The following is an 18632-nucleotide window of genomic DNA, read 5'->3' on the forward strand; positions in this document are numbered from 1 at the left end:
AAGTTTGATGCCCCCGGCCTTGCGCGGGGCTGCATAATGAGCGGAGCAGGCGTTCGGCACTTCATCGATTTCGTTACCCGGCCGCGCCGACCGCATACAGGATTTGGGAAGCAGAGAAGATGAGCGTAGAAGTCACAGGCAGCATGTCCCAGAACGGCCCGGACAAGACCGTTTCCGTCCGCGACGTTTTCAAGATCGACATCGATCTGCAGGTCCCTGCGTTTTCGCAGACGAATGAATATGTGCCGGACCTCGATCCGGACTACCTCTTCGACCGCGACACCACGCTCGCTATCCTCGCGGGCTTTGCCTACAACCGCCGCGTGATGGTTCAGGGCTATCACGGCACGGGCAAGTCGACCCATATCGAGCAGGTCGCGGCCCGCCTCAACTGGCCCTGCATCCGCATCAACCTCGACAGCCATATCAGCCGCATCGACCTCGTCGGCAAGGACGCGATCGTCCTGCGCGATGGCAAGCAGGTGACGGAATTCCGCGAAGGCATTCTTCCTTGGGCGCTGCAGCACCCGGTTGCGCTTGTGTTCGACGAATATGACGCGGGCCGCCCGGACGTGATGTTCGTCATCCAGCGCGTCCTCGAAGTCGCCGGCAAGCTGACGCTGCTCGACCAGAACCGCGTCATCCGCCCGCATCCGGCGTTCCGCCTCTTCTCGACGGCAAACACGGTCGGCCTCGGGGATACGTCGGGCCTCTATCATGGCACGCAGCAGATCAACCAGGGTCAGATGGACCGCTGGAACATCGTGACGACGCTGAACTATCTGCCGCACGACGCCGAAGTCGCCATCATGGTGGCGAAGTCGAAGGCCTATCAGACGGAAGAGGGCAAGAAGAAGCTCTCGGCCATGGTCCGCGTTGCCGATCTCACGCGCTCGGCCTTCATCAATGGCGACATCTCGACCGTGATGAGCCCGCGCACCGTGCTTACCTGGGCCGAGAACGCGCAGATCTTCGGCGGCGATATCGGCTTTGCTTTCCGCGTCACTTTCCTCAACAAGTGCGATGAGTTGGAGCGGGCGACCGTTGCCGAGTTCTATCAGCGCTGCTTCGGCGAGGACCTGCCTGACTCGGCCGCCAAGGTCATGGTCGCCTGAACTGAACGCCTGACCTGCACACCAGTCCGGCAAAGAGCATAGGGACAATGAAAAGCAAAGAAGGCCCAGTCGAACCCTTCAAGCGCGCGCTGACGACAACCATGCGCACGATTGCGGAGAACGCTGAGCTCGCAGTCACCTTCGGCACCGAGCCGCCGGGACTGCGCGGCCTTCGCGCGCGCCTGCCCCTGCCCAGCCGCACACTGCCGCCGGAAGAAGTCGCGCAGGTGCGCGGCGTTTCCGATTCCTATGCACTCCGCCTCGCCCATCACGATGACAAGATCAACGCCCGCCTCCAGCCGGAAGGTGGCAATGCGCTTGCCGTCTTCGAAGCTGTGGAGCAGGCACGCTGCGAGGCGATCGGCGCGAACCAGATGGCCGGCATGGCGCAGAACCTGACCGCCGCGCTCGAACAGCGCTGCCAGTCGCGTGGCTATGGCCGCATCAAGACGCGCGAGGAAGCGCCGCTTTCCGAAGCTGTCGCCATGATCGTGCGCGAGCAGCTGACCGGCGAGGCGCCGCCGCCCTCGGCCCGGACGCTCGTCGATCTCTGGCGTCCCTGGATCGAGGAAAAGGCCGGCAAGGACCTGAAGCGCCTCAACGAGATCATCGAGGATCAGACGGCATTTGCCCGTGCGACGCGCGACATTCTCACCGATCTCGATATGGCCGACGAGCTTGGCCAGGCGCAGGACCAGCAGTCCGAGGACAATGACGATCAGGAAGGCGATTCCGATCAGTCGTCCGAGGAGAGCCAGTCCGGCGAAGCCGAGCAACCCGAAGGCGCTTCCGCCGACAAGGTGGAATATAGCGAGGGCGAAGGCGAGGAAGGCGAAGAGCAGACCGTAGAGGTCGAGTCCGACGAAGTTCCGAGCGACGGCGAGACCGACGAGACGAGCGAAGGTAATCAGCCCTGGCGTCCCAATGGACAGGGCGACGACCGCAACCGCGAGCCGAGCTACAAGATTTTTACCTCGCAATATGACGAGGTGATCTCGGCTGAAGATCTTTGCGACACCGAAGAGCTTGGCCGCCTGCGCCAATATCTCGACACGCAGCTCCAACAGATGCAGGGCGTCGTCTCGCGCCTTGCAAACCGGCTTCAGCGTCGTCTGCTCGCCAAGCAGAACCGCACCTGGGAATTCGATCTCGAGGAAGGCCTTCTCGATGCCGCGCGCCTCACCCGTGTCGTCATCGACCCGCTCCACGCGCTCTCCTTCAAGGTGGAGCACGACACAAATTTCCGCGACACGGTGGTGACGCTGCTTCTCGACAATTCAGGCTCGATGCGCGGTCGCCCGATCACGGTCGCGGCCATGTGCGCCGACATTCTCGCGCGCACACTCGAGCGTTGCGGCGTCAAGGTCGAGATCCTCGGCTTCACGACGCGCGCCTGGAAGGGCGGACAAGCGCGTGAGCGGTGGCTCGCCGACGGCAAGCCCGCCATGCCCGGACGCCTCAACGACCTCCGGCACATCATCTATAAGGCGGCGGACACGCCCTGGCGCCGCGCAAGGCGCAATCTCGGCCTGATGATGCGCGAGGGACTCCTCAAGGAGAATATCGACGGCGAAGCCCTGATCTGGGCCTATAACCGCCTTCTCGCCCGGCCCGAACAGCGCCGCATCCTGATGGTGATTTCGGACGGCGCGCCAGTCGACGACTCCACGCTTTCCGTCAATGCGGGCAACTATCTCGAACGCCATCTCCGCAGCGTCATCGAGCAGATCGAGCTGCGCTCGCCCGTCGAACTCATCGCCATCGGCATCGGGCATGACGTGACGCGCTATTACCGCCGCGCCGTGACCATCGTCGATGCGGAGCAGCTTGGCGGCGTGATGACCGAAAAGCTCGCCGAGCTCTTCGACGACGAATCCGCGACGAAGCGCGGCGGCAGGTCAGTCTCCAAGATTCAAGCCCAGGGCGGCCCCATTGCCGCGCGCGGCGCCCGCGCCATCCGCTGACGCCGGACGCGGCGCTGCGCCGCGTCTCCATCTTTGCTCCTGTCGATTGCTTTTATGCCACGGCCCGGCGCTTGTGCATCGCACGGGCCCCGATATGATGCGCGGCGCGTTTGGCCAACCGTGGGGGCCGAGGCGTGGTGGATGTGAGGGATGTGGGACTATGCAGTGGCCTAAGCGTATTTTGCGGGATGGCGCCGCGCGGCGTTCATTTGCCGCTCTGCTTGTAACGGCGGCATTCTTTTCCCCGCAGGTGCTTTCGCCGGCCTGGGCCCAGCCGACGCCGATCGACCTCTCCACCCACCCTGTCCATTGGAACCCCGAGAGCCGCAGCGATACCGAGGCTGGCGAACTCGAATGGGCAGGCGAGATCGAACTCAGCTCGACGCACAAGCGCTTCGGCGGCTGGTCGGGTCTCGCCATCAGCGCCGACGGCTCGACGCTCCTCGCCATCTCGGACGAGGCCACATGGCTTACTGGCCAGCTTCTCTATGACGAGAAAGGACGCCTCTCCGGCATGGGCGACGCGAAGATCGCACCGCTCCTCGGCAGCGATGGCAAGCCACTCACCGGCAAATATCTCGCCGATGCCGAAGGTCTCACCGTCGACGGCCCCGACCCGTTGAAGGCGAACGCCTATGTGAGCTTCGAGCGTCAGCATCGCGTCTTGCGCTACAACCTCGGCAAGGACGGTTTCGAGGCAAAGGCCGAGCAAATCATCTCCGAGCGCCAGCTCGGCAAGCTCAATACCAATGCCGGTCTCGAGGCGCTAACGATCCTGAAGCAGAAGCCCGGCATCAAGGAAACCCGGCTTCTCCTCGTCTCCGAGAATTCGCGTGACCCGCGCGGCAATGTGCGCGCCTTCATCGCCGAGGGAAACAAACTTAAGCGTCTCTCCTTCCGCCTGCACGACCCCTATCACCCGACCGATGTCGCGCGCCTCCCCAATGGCGATTTTCTGCTGCTCGAACGCCGCTTCTCACTGCTCGCGGGGGCTGGCATGCAGCTGCGCCTGATCCGCGAAGACGCCGTGCGCCCCGGTGCGGTCGCAGATGGCAATGTGCTGCTCGATGTCGGCCAGCGTCGCTCGATCGACAACATGGAAGGTCTCGCGGTCCGTCAGGACGAAAAGGGCAATGTCTGGATTTATGCGATCTCGGACGACAACTTCAATCCGCTGCAGCGGACGCTTCTGGTGATGTTCCGGCTGAAGCCGGAAACGCTCACGCCCCCCCATAGCCTGGGCAAGGACGGATCGCTCGGCGCAAAAACTTTGTCGGCACCAACTGAAAGCAAGCCCAAATAAGCTGAAGACCGCCAAGCGCGGCAAGGCGCGGCAGAGCCACCTCGTCGAAGCCACTGCCCATTGCCAAATGGAAGGCCAGCGTGAAGGTGAGCCCGCCGAGCAAAGCCGCCACGAAGGGCGCCTTCCACCAGGGAATGCCCCTGAACCAGTCGAAGAAGCTGACATTCACGATCTGGCCGAGCAGCATGGCGCCGACAAAGGCGCCCATGATCCGCACAGGCGCGATCTCGCTCAACTCGTGAACGAACCCCTCGCGCAGCGCCCAGACGAGACCGCCTGCAATAAAGACCCATGTGAGCAGCGCGGCACCCAACGCCAGCGCGGAGCCGTAGCGGCGGTTGATCAGGTTGAGCACAAAGAAGGTGGCAGGCAGCAGCAGCGCGCCCCATGTCAGCCAGCTGTCAGTCGTCGGATCCAGCGATGGGTGCATATCCCTCAGGAAGCGGAAGTCCGTCGCAACCTCTGCGCGACACGTCCATGCCAGCGCCAGCGTAGCGGCGAGCGAAAGCACAGGCAGAACGAGCTGCCCGATCACCGTGATTATTCGCGAGACAACCCCTGCCCGCGCAGGCGGCGGCCGCCGCTCGACCCCACTGTCCAGCATCATCCAACTTCCCCCCGGAAGTGCGGCCAGCTTAGCGGTTACGACGGGGCGCTGAAAAGCAAAACGGGCAGCCTTGGCTGCCCGTTAACTCTCTTATCGAGAAATTTCTATCAGGCCTGCGCGGCGGCGGCCTTCGCCTTCTCGATGTCGCGCTTCAGCTTCAGGGCGCGGGTCGAGAGGTCGGTCGGACGGGCCTTCAGCAGGAACGTGTCGAGACCGCCATTGTGCTCCACCGAGCGCAGCGCATGCGCCGAGATGCGCAGCGAGTACTGACGGCCCAGCGTGTCGCTGATGAGCGAAACATTGCAGAGATTCGGGAGGAACCGGCGCCGCGTCTTGCGGTTCGCGTGGCTCACATTGTTGCCAGACATCACGGCCTTGCCGGTGAGTTCGCAAACGCGCGACATTGGACCATTCCTTGCGGTTCAGAGAGAGAACGGCCCGTAGCGAGTTTCGCCGGCCAGACCCGATCCCTCAGGGTTTAACGAATTTCGTGCGATGCCGCGAAGAACGCGCAACCGCAGGCGGGCACGTATAAAAGGCCCGCCCGGACCCGTCAAGGGGTGGCCTGCCCGAAAGCCCCCAAAGGTCCTGAAAAGGCCCCTGAAAGCTCAAGAATCTGCCATTCAGGCCGATTCGGGGCCGAGAACCAGCCTCAGCAGCCGCCTCGCCGCCGTCGTCGGCGTGGTCAGGCCCGATTCCACCTCGGCCTCGAGCAGCGGGATGAGATGGGCGGCTTCCTCATTGGCCTTGAGAGCCGCAAAGAGCCCCTCGCGGATCTCCGTCCACATCCAAGCCCGCGCCTGGAGAGCCCGGACCCGCTCGATCTCGCCGCCAGCCTCCAGCGCCGCCTTGTGCGCCTCGACGGCCGCCCAGACCTCCTCCAGCCCTTCGCCCTTGAGCGCGGAGGCGAGCTTCACATCCGGCGTCCAATAGGGGTTCTTCGGACGCATGAGATGCAGGGCGCCCCTGTATTCCATCGCCGCGCGCTTGGCCGCCGGAATGAGGTCGCCATCGGCCTTGTTGACCACGATGAGGTCGGCAAGCTCCATGATGCCGCGCTTGATGCCCTGCAGCTCGTCGCCACCGCCGGGCGAGAGCAGCAGCACAAACATGTCCACCATATCGGCGACCGACGTTTCCGACTGGCCGACGCCCACCGTCTCGATCAGCACCACATCGAAGCCTGCCGCCTCGACGAGCAGCATGGCTTCGCGCGTGCGCCGCGCCACGCCGCCCAGTGTGCGGCCGGCCGGCGAAGGACGGATAAAGGCATTAGGGTCGCGGGCGAGCTGTTCCATCCGCGTCTTGTCGCCAAGAATAGAGCCCCCGCTGCGGGCCGAGGACGGGTCGATGGCAAGCACGGCAACCTTATGGCCGCGCGCAGTGAGGAAGGTTCCGAAAGCCTCGGTGAAAGTCGACTTGCCGACGCCCGGCGCGCCCGACAGGCCGACGCGGATCGCCTTGCCGGTATCGGGCAGAAGCTCGGCCAACAGGGCCTGGGCTTGCGCCTGATGATCGGCGCGAGAGGATTCGACCAGCGTGATGCCACGGGCAAGCGCCGTTCGCTCACCCTTGCGGATGCGATCGGCAAGCTCAACCGGATCGGCTTCTTTTCTCTTCATCGGCAGCGTTCTTCCCGTCTCCGCGATCAGCGGCCCTCCCAAGCTGCATACTCGGCCCGACGCCCCTTTGGGAAGACACCTGAGCCTCAATCCTGCCGAAAAATGCCTATATTGTCGAAAACACCCCGCTTTTTAGGGACTGGCCCCGGGATGCTGAGATGAAAAAATTCGGCAGATGGACCGCAATCGCCGCCTTGGCGCTCCCATTGGGGCTCGCAGGCTTCGCCGGCAATCTGGCAGCTTCGCCCTCCATGGATGAGCCCGGGCCCGCCAGCGACATCGAGGCTCAGTTCACGATCTATCTGGGCGGCTTTCTCTTCGCGACAGGAAACGTCGAGGCGCGGCTCGACGGCGATCAGTACCGGCTGAATGCGCTCCTTTCGACGGCTGGGCTTCCCCGAGCCTTTTACGAGGCCGAATTCAAGCTCGCCAGCGAAGGAGAGCTGGCCGCCCCCGAGGTGCGCCCACATAGCTACCGGTCCGACAGCTGGGATACGCACAGCGCGCGCAAGGTGATGCTCGCCTATGACGGCGACCGTATGCCCCATCTGACGGCAACGCCGCCCTATGAGCCGGGCGACCTCGCCGACGTGATGCCCTATCAGCAGCGCGCCACACAGGACCCGGTAAGCGCCCTCCTCGTGCCGGTCGTTGCGAACGCCAATCCCTGCGAGCGTTCCATTCCCGTCTTCGATGGCCGCAGGCGCTACGACCTCAAGCTCACTTACGCCAAAGAGGTCACGATGACGCCGCGCGGCCTCGGCAAGCCGTTAAAGGCGATCGCCTGCAATATCCGTTATGTGCCGGTGGCACCGATCGAGCGGCGGAAATTCACCGAAATGCTGAGCAAGAATGACGGCATGACGGTGTGGCTCGCGCCTTTCGACGGCGGCCGCGTCTATATGCCGGTCAGGCTACAGCTCCGCACGCCCCTTGGCGGCGCGGTTATGGAACTTGCAAATGTCAGCGAACGGATCGCCGCGCGACCTGCCGAGGAAGTGTCTTCATACAGACTCCCCCTGCCCCGGCCGTAACTCTGCACCCGTGCTTCGTCGAGAAGCGACCTGAGGCGCGCACAACCGGCGAAGCGACTGGCGGGCTCTTATGATGTATGGCCCGCCTGATTTTCAGACGGGCCATACATCGATCTCTTTTCGACCAATGCCAGAGCGTCAGGCCGACTGCTTCGCCTGTTCGCGGATCAGTGCGAGAATCTCGGAGGCGGCCGCGGGAATATTCGTACCCGGACCGAAAATTGCGGAAGCGCCCGCCTTCTTCAGGAACTCATAGTCCTGCTGCGGAATCACACCGCCGACGACGACGAGAATATGGCCTGCGCCTTCCTTGCGCAGCGCGTCGACGAGTGCGGGCACCAGCGTCTTGTGGCCCGCCGCCTGACTCGAAATGCCGACGACATGAACGTCGTTCTCGATGGCGTCGCGCGCGGCTTCCTCCGGCGTCTGGAAGAGCGGCCCGACATCGACATCGAAGCCCAGGTCAGCAAACGCCGTCGCGATCACCTTGGCGCCGCGGTCATGGCCGTCCTGACCCATCTTCACGACCAGCATGCGGGGACGACGGCCTTCTTCTTCCGCAAAGGCTTCGATTTCCTTCGTGATGCGCATGAAGCCCTCGTCTCCCTCATAAGCCTGACCATAGACGCCCGAGATCGACTTGATCTCGGCGCGGTGCCGGCCGAAGACCTTTTCCATTGCGTCGGAGATTTCACCGACCGTCGCGCGGGCGCGGGCCGCATCGACGGCAAGTGCGAGGAGATTGGCGTTGCCCCTGGCGCCTTCGGTCAGCGCGTCGAGCGCGGCCTGGCACTTCGCCTCGTCGCGGGACGCACGGATATTCTTCAGACGCGCGATCTGCGCATCGCGAACTTCCGCATTGTCGATATCGCGGATTTCAATCGGGTCTTCCTTCGCCGGCTTGTACTTGTTGACGCCGACAATGACTTCCTCGGCGCGGTCGATGCGCGCCTGCTTGCGGGCCGCCGCTTCCTCGATCTTGAGCTTCGGCATGCCTGTGCCGACCGCCTTGGTCATGCCGCCGAGTTCTTCGACTTCCTCGATGAGCTTCCAGGCTTCGCTCGCCAGCGCATGGGTCAGGCTCTCGATGTAGTAGGAGCCGCCCAGCGGGTCGATGACATTGGTGATACCCGTCTCATGCTGAATGACGAGCTGCGTGTTGCGCGCGATGCGGGCCGAAAAATCTGTCGGCAGCGCAATCGCCTCGTCGAGCGCATTGGTGTGCAGCGACTGCGTGCCGCCGAGCACCGCGGCCAGCGCCTCGATGGTCGTGCGGATGACGTTGTTGTAGGGGTCCTGCTCGGTGAGCGAGACACCAGACGTCTGGCAATGCGTGCGCAGCATCAGCGACTTCGGGTCCTTCGCGCCGAACTCCGACATGATGCGCGACCAGAGCAAGCGCGCGGCACGGAGCTTCGCCACTTCCATGAAGAAGTTCATGCCGATGGCAAAGAAGAAGGACAGACGAGGCGCGAACTCGTCGACGTCGAGACCGGCCTTCAGTGCGGCGCGCACATATTCGCGGCCGTCGGCCAGCGTGAAGGCAAGTTCCTGAAGCTGCGTCGCGCCGGCTTCCTGCATGTGATAGCCGGAAATCGAGATCGTGTTGAACTTCGGCATGTGCTTCGAGCAATAGCCGATAATGTCCGCGATGATCCGCATCGAAGGCTCGGGCGGATAGATATAGGTGTTGCGGACCATGAACTCCTTGAGAATGTCGTTCTGGATCGTGCCCGCGAGCTTGTCCTGGGAAACGCCCTGCTCCTCGGCAGCAACGATGTAATTGGCGAGGATCGGGATCACCGCGCCGTTCATCGTCATCGAGACAGACATTTCGTCGAGCGGAATCTGGTCGAAAAGGATCTTCATGTCCTCGATCGAGTCGATCGCGACGCCCGCCTTGCCGACATCGCCGACGACGCGCGGATGGTCGCTGTCATAACCGCGATGGGTCGCGAGGTCGAAAGCGACCGAAAGGCCCTTCTGACCGGCGGCGAGGTTGCGGCGATAAAAGGCGTTGGACTCTTCCGCCGTCGAAAAGCCTGCATACTGGCGGATGGTCCAGGGACGGCCCGCATACATGGTCGACTGCGGCCCGCGCGTGAAGGGCGCGAAGCCCGGCAGCGTATTCGCGTCATAGCCCTCTGCGGCGAGGCGCTCGAGGTCCTCGGCTGTATAGAGCGGCTTCACGTCGATGCCTTCCGGCGTGTGCCAGGTCAGCGAGGCAAGCCCCGCGCCCTTCAGCTGCTTTTCGACCGATGCTTCCCAATCCTTGACGGTCTTCTTGCCGGACATCGTCTTCACTCTCTTCAGAATTTCGCTGTTGCCACTCTAACATGGGGGTCCTGCCCCCTAAAGGCGGGCGGAGTATCGGAGAAGCGGTGGCGGGGGTCAAACCCGGAACGGGTGGCGGGCCCAAAGCCCAGACACCGCTACGTCAGCCTTGCCCGAACTTCACTTGCGGCTTGGCCCCTTTCGCGGGCACCATGGCGCTGCCCCTGCGGCCATCGACGGAGACGAGGGGCCAACCCCGTTGGTGCAAACATCAGAAAATCAGGCCCGGCGCGCATTTGCCGCCACCGGAAGGGAAGCCCATGAAGTTCGTTCGACCCGCGTTCAGGACCCTAACCCTGGCATCCATCTGCCTCGGCGCTCTGGCGCTCGCCGCCTGCAGCAACGCCACGGGAGGGGCGCTCCGGCGGGATACCAATGGCAATCTGGTCCCGACGCTCGAGGAGCGCGACCCGGCGGGCACGCTTTACGCCAACACCCTCGCGAAGGCCGATGGCGGCGACTGTTCGTCCGAAACGCTGAACACGCTCACCTGCTTCGCCTATCGCGGCCATGGCTATGAGGGCGCACAGACCTCGCTCGGCCAATGCCTCCTGCGCGAAAAGAAAGACGAGGTGGGCCTCCTGTGGCTGAAGCGCGCGGCCGATGCCGGCTGGCCCGACGCGCAGAAGGCGCTCGCCCATATCTATCTTGAGGGCAAGATCGCCAAACAGGACAATGTTGAAGCTGCGGCCTGGAACACGCTCTATGTCCGCAACCCCTCGCTTCTCTCGCTCGGCGTTCGCCCCGAAGGCAACATCACAGAGGAGCTGCGCGCCCTGCTGACCGCAGATGAGCGCTCCGCTGCCGACCGGCGCGTCAGCGCGTGGGCCCCGAGCTACTGGCAGCCCAGCGACAAGCTCTCCGCGGAAACGGCCGCCACCTGCCGCGTACGGATGAAGTCGAAGGGCCCGGACATGGACGCCGTCAACTCACTGCTCAAGTCCAATAACGCGGGCGACGGCTACTAAACTTCCCCGAAAGAAAAAGAGCGGCGGTCATCTCACCGCCGCTCTCATTTTGTCCAAAGGGCTCGAGCCTTATTCGGCAGCCTTCTTCTGCGCGCCCTTGCCGCCGATCATGCCGAAAAGATGACCGCCCACCTTGCGCATCTGGATCTGCTCGGAGCCTTCCGTGATGCGGTAGCGGCGATGGTGGCGGTAGATGTGCTCGAAAGGCATATGGCGCGAATAGCCCATGCCGCCGTGAACCTGCATGGCGAAGTCCGCCGCCTCGCAGACGAGACGGTTCGCGCGGTAATTGCACATCGAAACCTTGTCGGAGAGATATTTCGCGACGTCGGGCTTCGGCATCTGATCCATCTGCCAGGCAGTCTTGAGGATCAGGGTGCGGATCATTTCGGCTTCGGTGTGGAATTCGACCAGCGGGAACTGGATTGCCTGATTGACCGAGAGAGGCTTGCCGAAAGGCTTGCGCTGTCTGGCATATTTCACGCTCTCGTTGATGCAGAACTGCGCCGCGCCGACGGAGGACGCCGCCTGGCGAATGCGGTTCTCATGCACGAAATGCTGCGCAAGTTCGAGCCCGCGCTCAATATCGCCGAGGTAGTCGCCATCCGGCACCCAGACATTCTTGAATGCAACGCGCGGGTGGTCGGTCGGCATGTTGAAGGTCCAGAGATATTCCTCGATCTCCACACCCGGCGCATCCATCGGCACAATGAAGCAGGTGATGCCCAGCGCATCGCCATCCTTGCCGCTGGTACGCGCGAACACAAAGTCATGCGTGGCGACATGAACGCCCGTGTTCCACATCTTGCGGCCATTGATGAGCCAGCCATCCTTGCCGTCACGCTTTTCCGGACGCGCAACCGTCTCCATCCATGTCGCATCCGATCCATGATCGGGTTCGGTCAGGCCGAAGGCAACGCGGATCGACCCATCGAGCGAGCCGGGAATGAACGTCTTCTTCTGCACTTCGGTGCCGAAATCGCGGAACATCAGCACTGTCGGGAAGTTGCCAACGATCGAGCTCTCATTCTGCAGATCGTTGTGAAGGCCGAGGCCTTTGGCCGCAAGATGTTCGCGGATCACAGCCATGCCGAGATTGGTGCCATCCTGGCCGCCATATTCCTTCGGCAGCGCATAGCGCAGATGGCCCGCCTTGTCGGCGAGTTTACGCATCCTGCCGAGCAGTTCCTCCCACTCATGGCGCGGAAGGCCCTGATTGTCCCAGTCGGTCCGGGCATGCTCGCGGCGGTGGTCGAAAAACCGCTCATTGTCGTCCCGCGCCTGAAGCGGTTTGATTTCCTTTTCGATGAAATCGTCGAGTACCGCGAGATAGTCGGTAATCTCCCTGGGGATCGTGAAATCCATGCTTGGTCCTCCCGTTATTGGTTCTTTTCTGGAATAGGAATGGCCCCACTATAGACTGCGGCTTTGCGGACGAAAGTCCGCCGACACTTGCCCCTACGTTAACGCTTCGTCCGCTTAACCTCTTGTCCGACCACAAGATTTAGCCGTGAACGAAGCCGGAAAACGAAGCGGTCATCGATTCGGACATGCTTCGTTCGCGCAATATTCCGGAACATCGGGTAATAAGTCTTAACGCCCCTGCCTGACGCGGAAGGCTTGCGCGAGGAGGCCCTTGCGTCGATTGTTCCGGCGGAGCATGTAGCTGAAATGAGCATCACCCACCCCGGAGCAGCATCGGACGGTCTCGCACGAGCCCGCCGCATCACAGCTGTGCTCGGGCCTACCAATACCGGCAAGACACATCTCGCCATCGAGAGGATGATGGCACATGAGACAGGCATGATCGGCCTGCCCCTCAGGCTGCTCGCCCGCGAGGTTTATGACCGTGTTGTGAAGGTGAAGGGCGCGGGCGCCGTGGCGCTCATCACGGGCGAGGAAAAGATCCTGCCCGCCAGTGCTCGCTATTTCATCTGCACCGTTGAGGCAATGCCGCTTGAACGCGAGGTACAATTCCTCGCCGTCGATGAAATCCAGCTCGCCGCAGACCGCGAACGCGGCCACACCTTCACCGACCGGCTGCTCCGCGCCCGCGGCCTTTCCGAGACCATGATGCTCGGCTCGGAAACCGTGCATGGCCTCATCCAGAAGCTGTTGCCGGACACGATTTTCGTGAGCCGCCCGCGTTTCTCTGAACTGTCCTGGACGGGCTCGAAGAAGCTCACGCGGCTGCCGCGCCGTTCTGCCGTCGTCGCCTTTTCCGCCGATCAGGTCTATGCGATCGCGGAATTGATCCGCCGCCAGCGCGGCGGCGCGGCCGTTGTCATGGGTGCGCTAAGCCCGCGCACGCGCAACGCGCAGGTTGCGCTCTACCAGTCGGGCGACGTCGATTTTCTCGTCGCCACCGACGCCATCGGCATGGGCCTCAACATGGATGTCGACCATGTGGCCTTCGCCTCGACATCGAAATTCGACGGCCATCAACACCGGCCCTTGCGCGTTTCCGAACTCGCCCAGATCGCCGGGCGCGCCGGGCGCCACATGAATAACGGCACTTTCGGCGTCACCGGAGAGGCGACGCCCCTGGCCGCGGACACGATCGAGCGCATCGAAAACCACCTCTTCGACGCCGAGCATGTGTTGCAATGGCGCAACCCGCATCTGGAATTCGGCAGCGTCGCGGCCCTCGTAAAAAGCCTCGAACGCGCCCCCGACAGGCCTGGATTGACCCGCGCGCAGAGCGGCGACGACGGAGAAGCGCTCCAGCGGATGATGCGCGACGACGACGTCGCACACCTTGCGCGTTCCCCTGCGGCAATCCGGCGACTATGGGAAGTCGCGCAGATTCCGGACTTCAGAAAGACGCTTGCAAGCGAACATGCGGACCTTTTGACGCGGATTTATCTCTTTTTGATGCGCGATTCCGGTAAGATTTCCGAGGACTGGCTGGCGGGACAACTGGGCCGCGTCGACCGTACGGATGGCGACATCGACACACTTGCAACCCGCATCGCCCATGTCCGGACCTGGACCTACGTATCCAACCGTGCTGACTGGCTTCAGAATCCTGCGCATTGGCAGGAGCGCACGCGTGAGATAGAGGATAAGCTCTCCGACGCTTTGCATGAGCGCCTGACGCAGCGGTTCATAGACCGCCGCACCAGCGTCCTGATGAAGCGTCTGCGCCAGAACGAGGATCTTATGGCGGCGGTAAATAGCGACGGTGAAGTTCTGGTGGAAGGCGAGTATGTAGGCCGCCTCCAGGGATTTGTATTTGTGCCCGATCTGAAGGCCGAAGGCGTGCATGGCAATGTATTGCGTGCAGCTTCCGAGCCCGTGATTGCGCTCGAGATTGCGGCCCGCGCGGCAAGGCTCGCGGCGGCCCCCGATCTCGACATTCACCTGTCGGAGCACGGGCGGCTAATCTGGGACGGAAGCCCGGTGGCGGAACTCAAGGCGAGCGACAATCCGCTGGTCCCCCGCATCGAGATCGTCGCGGGCGAGGAGCTGCATGGCCCCTCGCGTGAAGCCGTCGCAGAAAGGCTCGATGCCTGGCTCAAGGCCCATGTCGCAAGCGTTCTCGCGCCGCTCGTGGCGCTTCGGGATGCCGAAGATGTGGTGGGCCTTGCACGCGGCATCGCTTTCCGCCTCGTGGAAAATTTTGGCTCGCTCCGCCGCGAAAAGGTGGCGGAGGACGTGCGCGCGCTCGATCAGGCGGCGCGTGGCCAGCTGCGCAAATATGGTGTGCGCTTCGGTAGCTATTCGATCTTCATGCCGGCGCTGCTGAAGCCCGCGCCCGCGCGCCTTCTGCTGACGCTCTGGGCGCTCACGCGGAAAGACGTGGCCGATCCCTTCGCCGATCTGCCACAGCCGCCGACGCCGGGCCTGACCTCGGTGCCGGGCGAGACGACTGCGCCTGCCGGCTTCTATGAAGCGCTCGGCTTCCGCCCTTGCGGCGGCCGCGCCGTGCGCCTCGACATGCTGGAGCGCATTGCCGATCTCATCCGGCCCGTTATCGCGGACCGCAGCTACAATGGCGGCTTCGTCGTGACCCCCGCCATGATGTCGCTGGTCGGCTGCTCGGGCGAGGAATTCGCGAACCTGCTCAAGGGCCTCGGCTATCGACAGCGCCTCGAAAAGGTGAAGCCGCCGAAGCCCGCCGCCGAAAAGCCCATCGCGCCGACCACGCCTCTGATCGTCGTGGTGAAGAATTCCGGCTCGGAAGCAAAGCCCGAAGTCGGAGCGGCTGAGACCGTTGCGCCGGAGACGGTTGCAACGGAAGCACCCGCACAGGAAGCGGTTGCGACCGAAGCCGAAGCGGTCGAAGCAGAGATCGTCGCGGCGGAAGAAACCGTTGCCGCCGAGGAAATGGCGCACGAGGAGACCGTTTCGCAGGAAGCCGCTCCCGAGGAGGCCGCCCCGGCCGAGACGACCGAGGCTGCTGCCGAAGCGACGCCCGCAGCCGAGGACGAACTCGTCGAACTCGAAATCTGGCGGCCTGTCCGGCGCCACAAGCCGGAGCAGCGCCCACGTCGCGAGCGCAAACCCGAAGGTGCGGAAGGCGTCGACGCGCAGTCGCGCCGCGAACGCTACAAAGGCCCCAATCGCGAGCGTGATGGCGAGAAGCGCGCCGATGCCGGTGGCAAGCGCGATGAGCGCCATGGTGAGCACAAGGCGGGTGGCCGCAAGGATGGCGAACGCAAGGGCGGCAAGCCACGCCACGGCGGCAAGGATCGTGATGACCGTCAGGGTAAAGGAGCTGAGAGGCGCGAATATTCCTCCAAGCCCCCACGTCGTGAGCGCGAGATCGACCCGGATTCACCCTTCGCAGCGCTGGCCGTGCTCAAAGAGCGCGTGCGCGGCAACTGATCTGCGGCGATGTCGGATGAGGGCGAGCTCGCAAGCGGCGGTCAACGCATCGACCGCTGGCTCTGGTATACCCGGCTGCTGAAAAGCCGCACCCTCGCCGCCGCGCTCGTCACCGCGGGTAAGCTGCGACTTAATGGCGACCGCATCGCCAAGGCGAGCCGCATGGTGCGGCCGAATGACGTGCTGACTTTTCCGCTGGGACCCCATATCCGCGTGGTCAAGGTGCTGAAGCCCGGAACGCGGCGCGGGCCCGCGCCCGAAGCGCAGACGCTTTACGAGGATATGGATCCACCGCGGCCCCGTGACGCATCCGACGCGCCGAAGACCGGTCCGGTGCGCGAAGCAGGCAGTGGACGCCCGACCAAGAGGGAACGCCGTCAGACCGATGCTCTGCTAGGCGACGATAAGTGACTATTCATGCTTGATCGCATCAAGGCTTTTCTGACCGGCGCGGAACCCCATCAGGGCCGACGCTTTCACAATCTCGAAGTCGCGGTTGCCGCCCTTCTCGTTCGCGCCGCAACGACGGATGCCGATTTTGCCGGTGCCGAACGCGATGCCATTCGGCGCATTATCGCCGAGAGCTTCCAGCTCTCGCCCTGGGACGTCGACCGGCTCATTGCGGAGGCGGAAGCGGAAGAAGCAAAGACAATGGACCTCTTCCGCTGGACACAGGCCATCAAGCGCGATTATGACGAACAGGAACGCATCGCGCTGATCGAGAAGATGTGGGAGGTCGTCTATGCGGATGGCGTCCTCGACGACTTTGAAGCCAACCTGTTGCGGCGCGTCGCGGGGCTGATATACGTTCCCGATCGCGAATCCGGGCAAGCACGCCAGCGTGTGATGACCCGGCTCGGGATCGAGCCCCGGCGCTAAGCCGGACCCGAGACAACTGAAGCGCATACGTCGCGGAACGGCGCGGCGTCATGGAGAATGTGATGACCTATGTTGTGACCGATGCCTGCATCCGCTGCAAATACATGGATTGCGTGGAGGTTTGCCCCGTCGACTGCTTCTACGAGGGCAGCAACATGCTCGTCATCCATCCCGACGAGTGCATCGACTGCGGCGTCTGCGAGCCGGAATGCCCTGCCGAGGCGATCAAGCCGGACACCGAGCCGGGCCTTGAACAGTGGCTGGACGTGAACGCCGAATATGCCGCCAAGTGGCCGAACATCACCGTGAAGCGCGAAGCCCCGAAAGATGCCGACGACTGGCAGGGCGTCGAAGGCAAATTCGAGAAGTTCTTCAGCGCGGAGCCCGGCGAGGGCGACTGATCCCGCATCGAAAATGCCGGACGCTTCACGCGCTCCGGCCCGGGATCTACAGCTTTGGGTTGTAAAGGGGGTGGCCTGATGGTCCTAACCTATCCCCCTGTTTATGCATGGCTTTTGTGACGTTCGCCTTCCCTTGAGGGGAGTTTTATGATATTTTGTCTCATGAAAATGAAATTTCGCGAGACAGAGCGCGAACCAACGAGCCCATCCGCAAACCGACGTTCTGACCAGTAATCTGGCTGACCAGTGCTCCGGGTCGACACCCTGATCGTTTCGAGATCAGAATGACCTACTGACTGCGGCGGATTGTTTTCCGTCCCCTGCATCGGTGCTTTATGCAAGTGGGTCGCAGGACGGTCAGGTTCCCTGTGGCGTCAGAGACGGCGCGGGGAACGCGAGGGCGGTTTTCTCGAAGGTCTATTTCTGTGTCGTGAACGGGACCACACCGGCCGGAATACCCGGACGGCTCGTTGGGTTAGGAAAAACCTATGACGACCAAAGCGAAGACGACTCCCAAGTCGACAGCAGCGAAGGCCAAGTCTCCCGCCGCCAAGGCAAAAACTGCCAAGGCCGCCCCTTCCAAAGCCACGCCCACCAAATCCACGGCCAAGCCCGCCAGCGCTGCGGCGAAACCTGCCAAGGCAGCTGCAAAGCCCGCCGCGAAGCCGGCTGCCAAGGTCGCTGCGAAGCCCGCCGCCAAAGCGGCGAAGCCGGCAGCCAAGGTAGCGCCTGCCAAGCCTGCCGGGAGCAAGGCCACGCCGAAGCCCGCCGAAAAGAAGCCCGCCCCCGCCGCAAAGCTGACTGCCGCCGCGCCCGCCGCCAAGGCGAAGCCCGCGGCGCAGAAGCCTGCCGCCCCCAAGGCGGAGGCGGCGAAGCCTCAGAAGGTGGAAACGCCCGCACCCGCCGCCAAGGCTGCACCCAAGTCGCCCGAGAATGCGGCGGAGAAATCTGCGGAAAAAACCGCCGAGAAGACTGAACCCCGTAAGGAAGAGAAAAAGCCAGTGACCAAGCCTGCGTTCAAGGCGAAAGAATTCGTTGTTTATCCCGCGCATGGCGTCGGTCAGATCCTCGACATCGAGGAGCAGGAAGTCGCAGGGCACAGGCTTGAGCTCTTCGTCATCAACTTCGACAAGGAGAAGATGACCCTGCGCGTTCCGACCAACAAGGCGCAAGCAGTCGGCATGCGGAAGCTCTCCGACGCTGCTGTCGTCGACAACGCCATCGAGACGCTGCGTGGCCGCGCCCGCATCAAACGCACCATGTGGAGCCGCCGCGCCCAGGAATACGAAGCCAAGATCAATTCCGGCGACCTGATCTCGATTGCTGAGGTCGTGCGCGATCTCTATCGCTCCGAGCGTCAGCCCGAGCAGTCCTATTCGGAGCGTCAGCTCTATGAGGCGGCACTCGACCGCATGGCGCGCGAAGTAGCTGTCGTCGAACGGATCGGCGAAGATGCAGCGATCCAGCGCGTCGAGGCGGCGCTGCAGGGCGGCTCCGGCCGTGGCGAAAAGGCCGCAAAGGCCGCCGCCGAGACTGAAACCGAAGGCGATGATGAGAACGAAGCCGCCTGAAACG

The 18632-nt window shown here is 63.3% G+C and carries 15 protein-coding genes; 10 read left to right on the forward strand and 5 right to left on the reverse strand.

Annotated features, from left to right (window positions below):
* Positions 1–119: 119 nt before the first annotated feature.
* The 3 genes from cobS (at position 120) to F2P47_RS15775 (ending at position 4382) form a co-directional block, all read left to right on the forward strand.
* A complete protein-coding gene (gene cobS / locus F2P47_RS15765; protein ID WP_152217341.1) occupies positions 120–1115 on the forward strand; it encodes a cobaltochelatase subunit CobS in 996 nt (331 codons plus the stop codon).
* A gap of 47 nt (positions 1116–1162) precedes the next feature.
* Positions 1163–3079: a cobaltochelatase subunit CobT gene (cobT, locus tag F2P47_RS15770; protein WP_152217342.1), complete on the forward strand. Its 1917-nt coding sequence runs from the start codon at positions 1163–1165 to the stop codon at positions 3077–3079.
* Positions 3080–3239: 160 nt separating this feature from the next.
* Positions 3240–4382, forward strand: coding sequence for an esterase-like activity of phytase family protein (locus tag F2P47_RS15775; protein ID WP_185681158.1), 1143 nt, complete (start codon positions 3240–3242; stop codon positions 4380–4382).
* Here F2P47_RS15775 and F2P47_RS15780 read toward each other — a convergent pair.
* From F2P47_RS15780 to meaB, 3 genes are all read right to left on the reverse strand, one after another.
* Positions 4300–4989 (reverse strand): VUT family protein, encoded by a 690-nt coding sequence (locus tag F2P47_RS15780; RefSeq protein WP_152217344.1) that lies wholly within the window; start codon positions 4987–4989, stop codon positions 4300–4302. The two genes, F2P47_RS15775 and F2P47_RS15780, sit on opposite strands and share 83 nt — an antisense overlap.
* A 107-nt stretch (positions 4990–5096) precedes the next feature.
* A complete protein-coding gene (gene rpmB, locus F2P47_RS15785) occupies positions 5097–5393 on the reverse strand; it encodes a 50S ribosomal protein L28 (protein WP_152217345.1) in 297 nt (98 codons plus the stop codon).
* Positions 5394–5612: 219 nt separating this feature from the next.
* A complete protein-coding gene (gene meaB, locus F2P47_RS15790) occupies positions 5613–6611 on the reverse strand; it encodes a methylmalonyl Co-A mutase-associated GTPase MeaB (RefSeq protein WP_152217346.1) in 999 nt (332 codons plus the stop codon).
* Positions 6612–6769: 158 nt separating this feature from the next.
* Here meaB and F2P47_RS15795 point away from each other — a divergent pair, with 158 nt between their 5' ends.
* On the forward strand, positions 6770–7645 hold the full coding sequence (locus tag F2P47_RS15795) for a DUF3108 domain-containing protein (RefSeq protein WP_152217347.1): 876 nt from the start codon (positions 6770–6772) through the stop codon (positions 7643–7645).
* 138 nt (positions 7646–7783) lie between these two features.
* Here F2P47_RS15795 and scpA read toward each other — a convergent pair whose 3' ends face one another.
* Positions 7784–9940, reverse strand: a complete 2157-nt coding sequence (scpA, locus tag F2P47_RS15800; protein ID WP_152217348.1) for a methylmalonyl-CoA mutase — start codon at positions 9938–9940, stop codon at positions 7784–7786.
* 299 nt (positions 9941–10239) lie between these two features.
* Between scpA and F2P47_RS15805 the strand changes: the two genes are divergently transcribed.
* Positions 10240–10947 carry an SEL1-like repeat protein gene (locus F2P47_RS15805; protein ID WP_152217349.1) on the forward strand — a complete coding sequence of 236 codons (708 nt, stop codon included), beginning with the start codon at positions 10240–10242 and terminating at the stop codon, positions 10945–10947.
* A 69-nt stretch (positions 10948–11016) separates the two neighbouring features.
* Here the strand turns inward: F2P47_RS15805 and F2P47_RS15810 are convergent, their stop codons facing one another.
* Positions 11017–12312, reverse strand: a complete 1296-nt coding sequence (locus F2P47_RS15810; RefSeq protein ID WP_152217350.1) for an acyl-CoA dehydrogenase family protein — start codon at positions 12310–12312, stop codon at positions 11017–11019.
* A 306-nt stretch (positions 12313–12618) separates the two neighbouring features.
* Here F2P47_RS15810 and F2P47_RS15815 point away from each other — a divergent pair, with 306 nt between their 5' ends.
* The 5 genes from F2P47_RS15815 to F2P47_RS15835 all read left to right on the forward strand — a co-directional run bounded on the left by F2P47_RS15815 (position 12619) and on the right by F2P47_RS15835 (position 18628).
* The gene (locus F2P47_RS15815; protein ID WP_152217351.1) at positions 12619–15777 is read left to right on the forward strand and encodes a helicase-related protein; all 3159 of its coding nucleotides are present in this window, start codon (positions 12619–12621) and stop codon (positions 15775–15777) included.
* A 9-nt stretch (positions 15778–15786) separates the two neighbouring features.
* Positions 15787–16188, forward strand: a complete 402-nt coding sequence (locus F2P47_RS15820) for an RNA-binding S4 domain-containing protein (protein WP_152217352.1) — start codon at positions 15787–15789, stop codon at positions 16186–16188.
* Positions 16189–16194: 6 nt separating this feature from the next.
* Positions 16195–16656: a tellurite resistance TerB family protein gene (locus F2P47_RS15825; protein ID WP_152217353.1), complete on the forward strand. Its 462-nt coding sequence runs from the start codon at positions 16195–16197 to the stop codon at positions 16654–16656.
* Between the two features lie 62 nt (positions 16657–16718).
* Positions 16719–17057, forward strand: coding sequence for a ferredoxin FdxA (fdxA, locus tag F2P47_RS15830; protein ID WP_152217354.1), 339 nt, complete (start codon positions 16719–16721; stop codon positions 17055–17057).
* Between the two features lie 488 nt (positions 17058–17545).
* Positions 17546–18628, forward strand: a complete 1083-nt coding sequence (locus F2P47_RS15835; RefSeq protein ID WP_152217355.1) for a CarD family transcriptional regulator — start codon at positions 17546–17548, stop codon at positions 18626–18628.
* Positions 18629–18632: the final 4 nt, after the last annotated feature.

This window comes from Parvibaculum sedimenti, assembly GCF_009184905.1.
Classification (GTDB): Bacteria; Pseudomonadota; Alphaproteobacteria; order Parvibaculales; family Parvibaculaceae; genus Parvibaculum; species Parvibaculum sedimenti.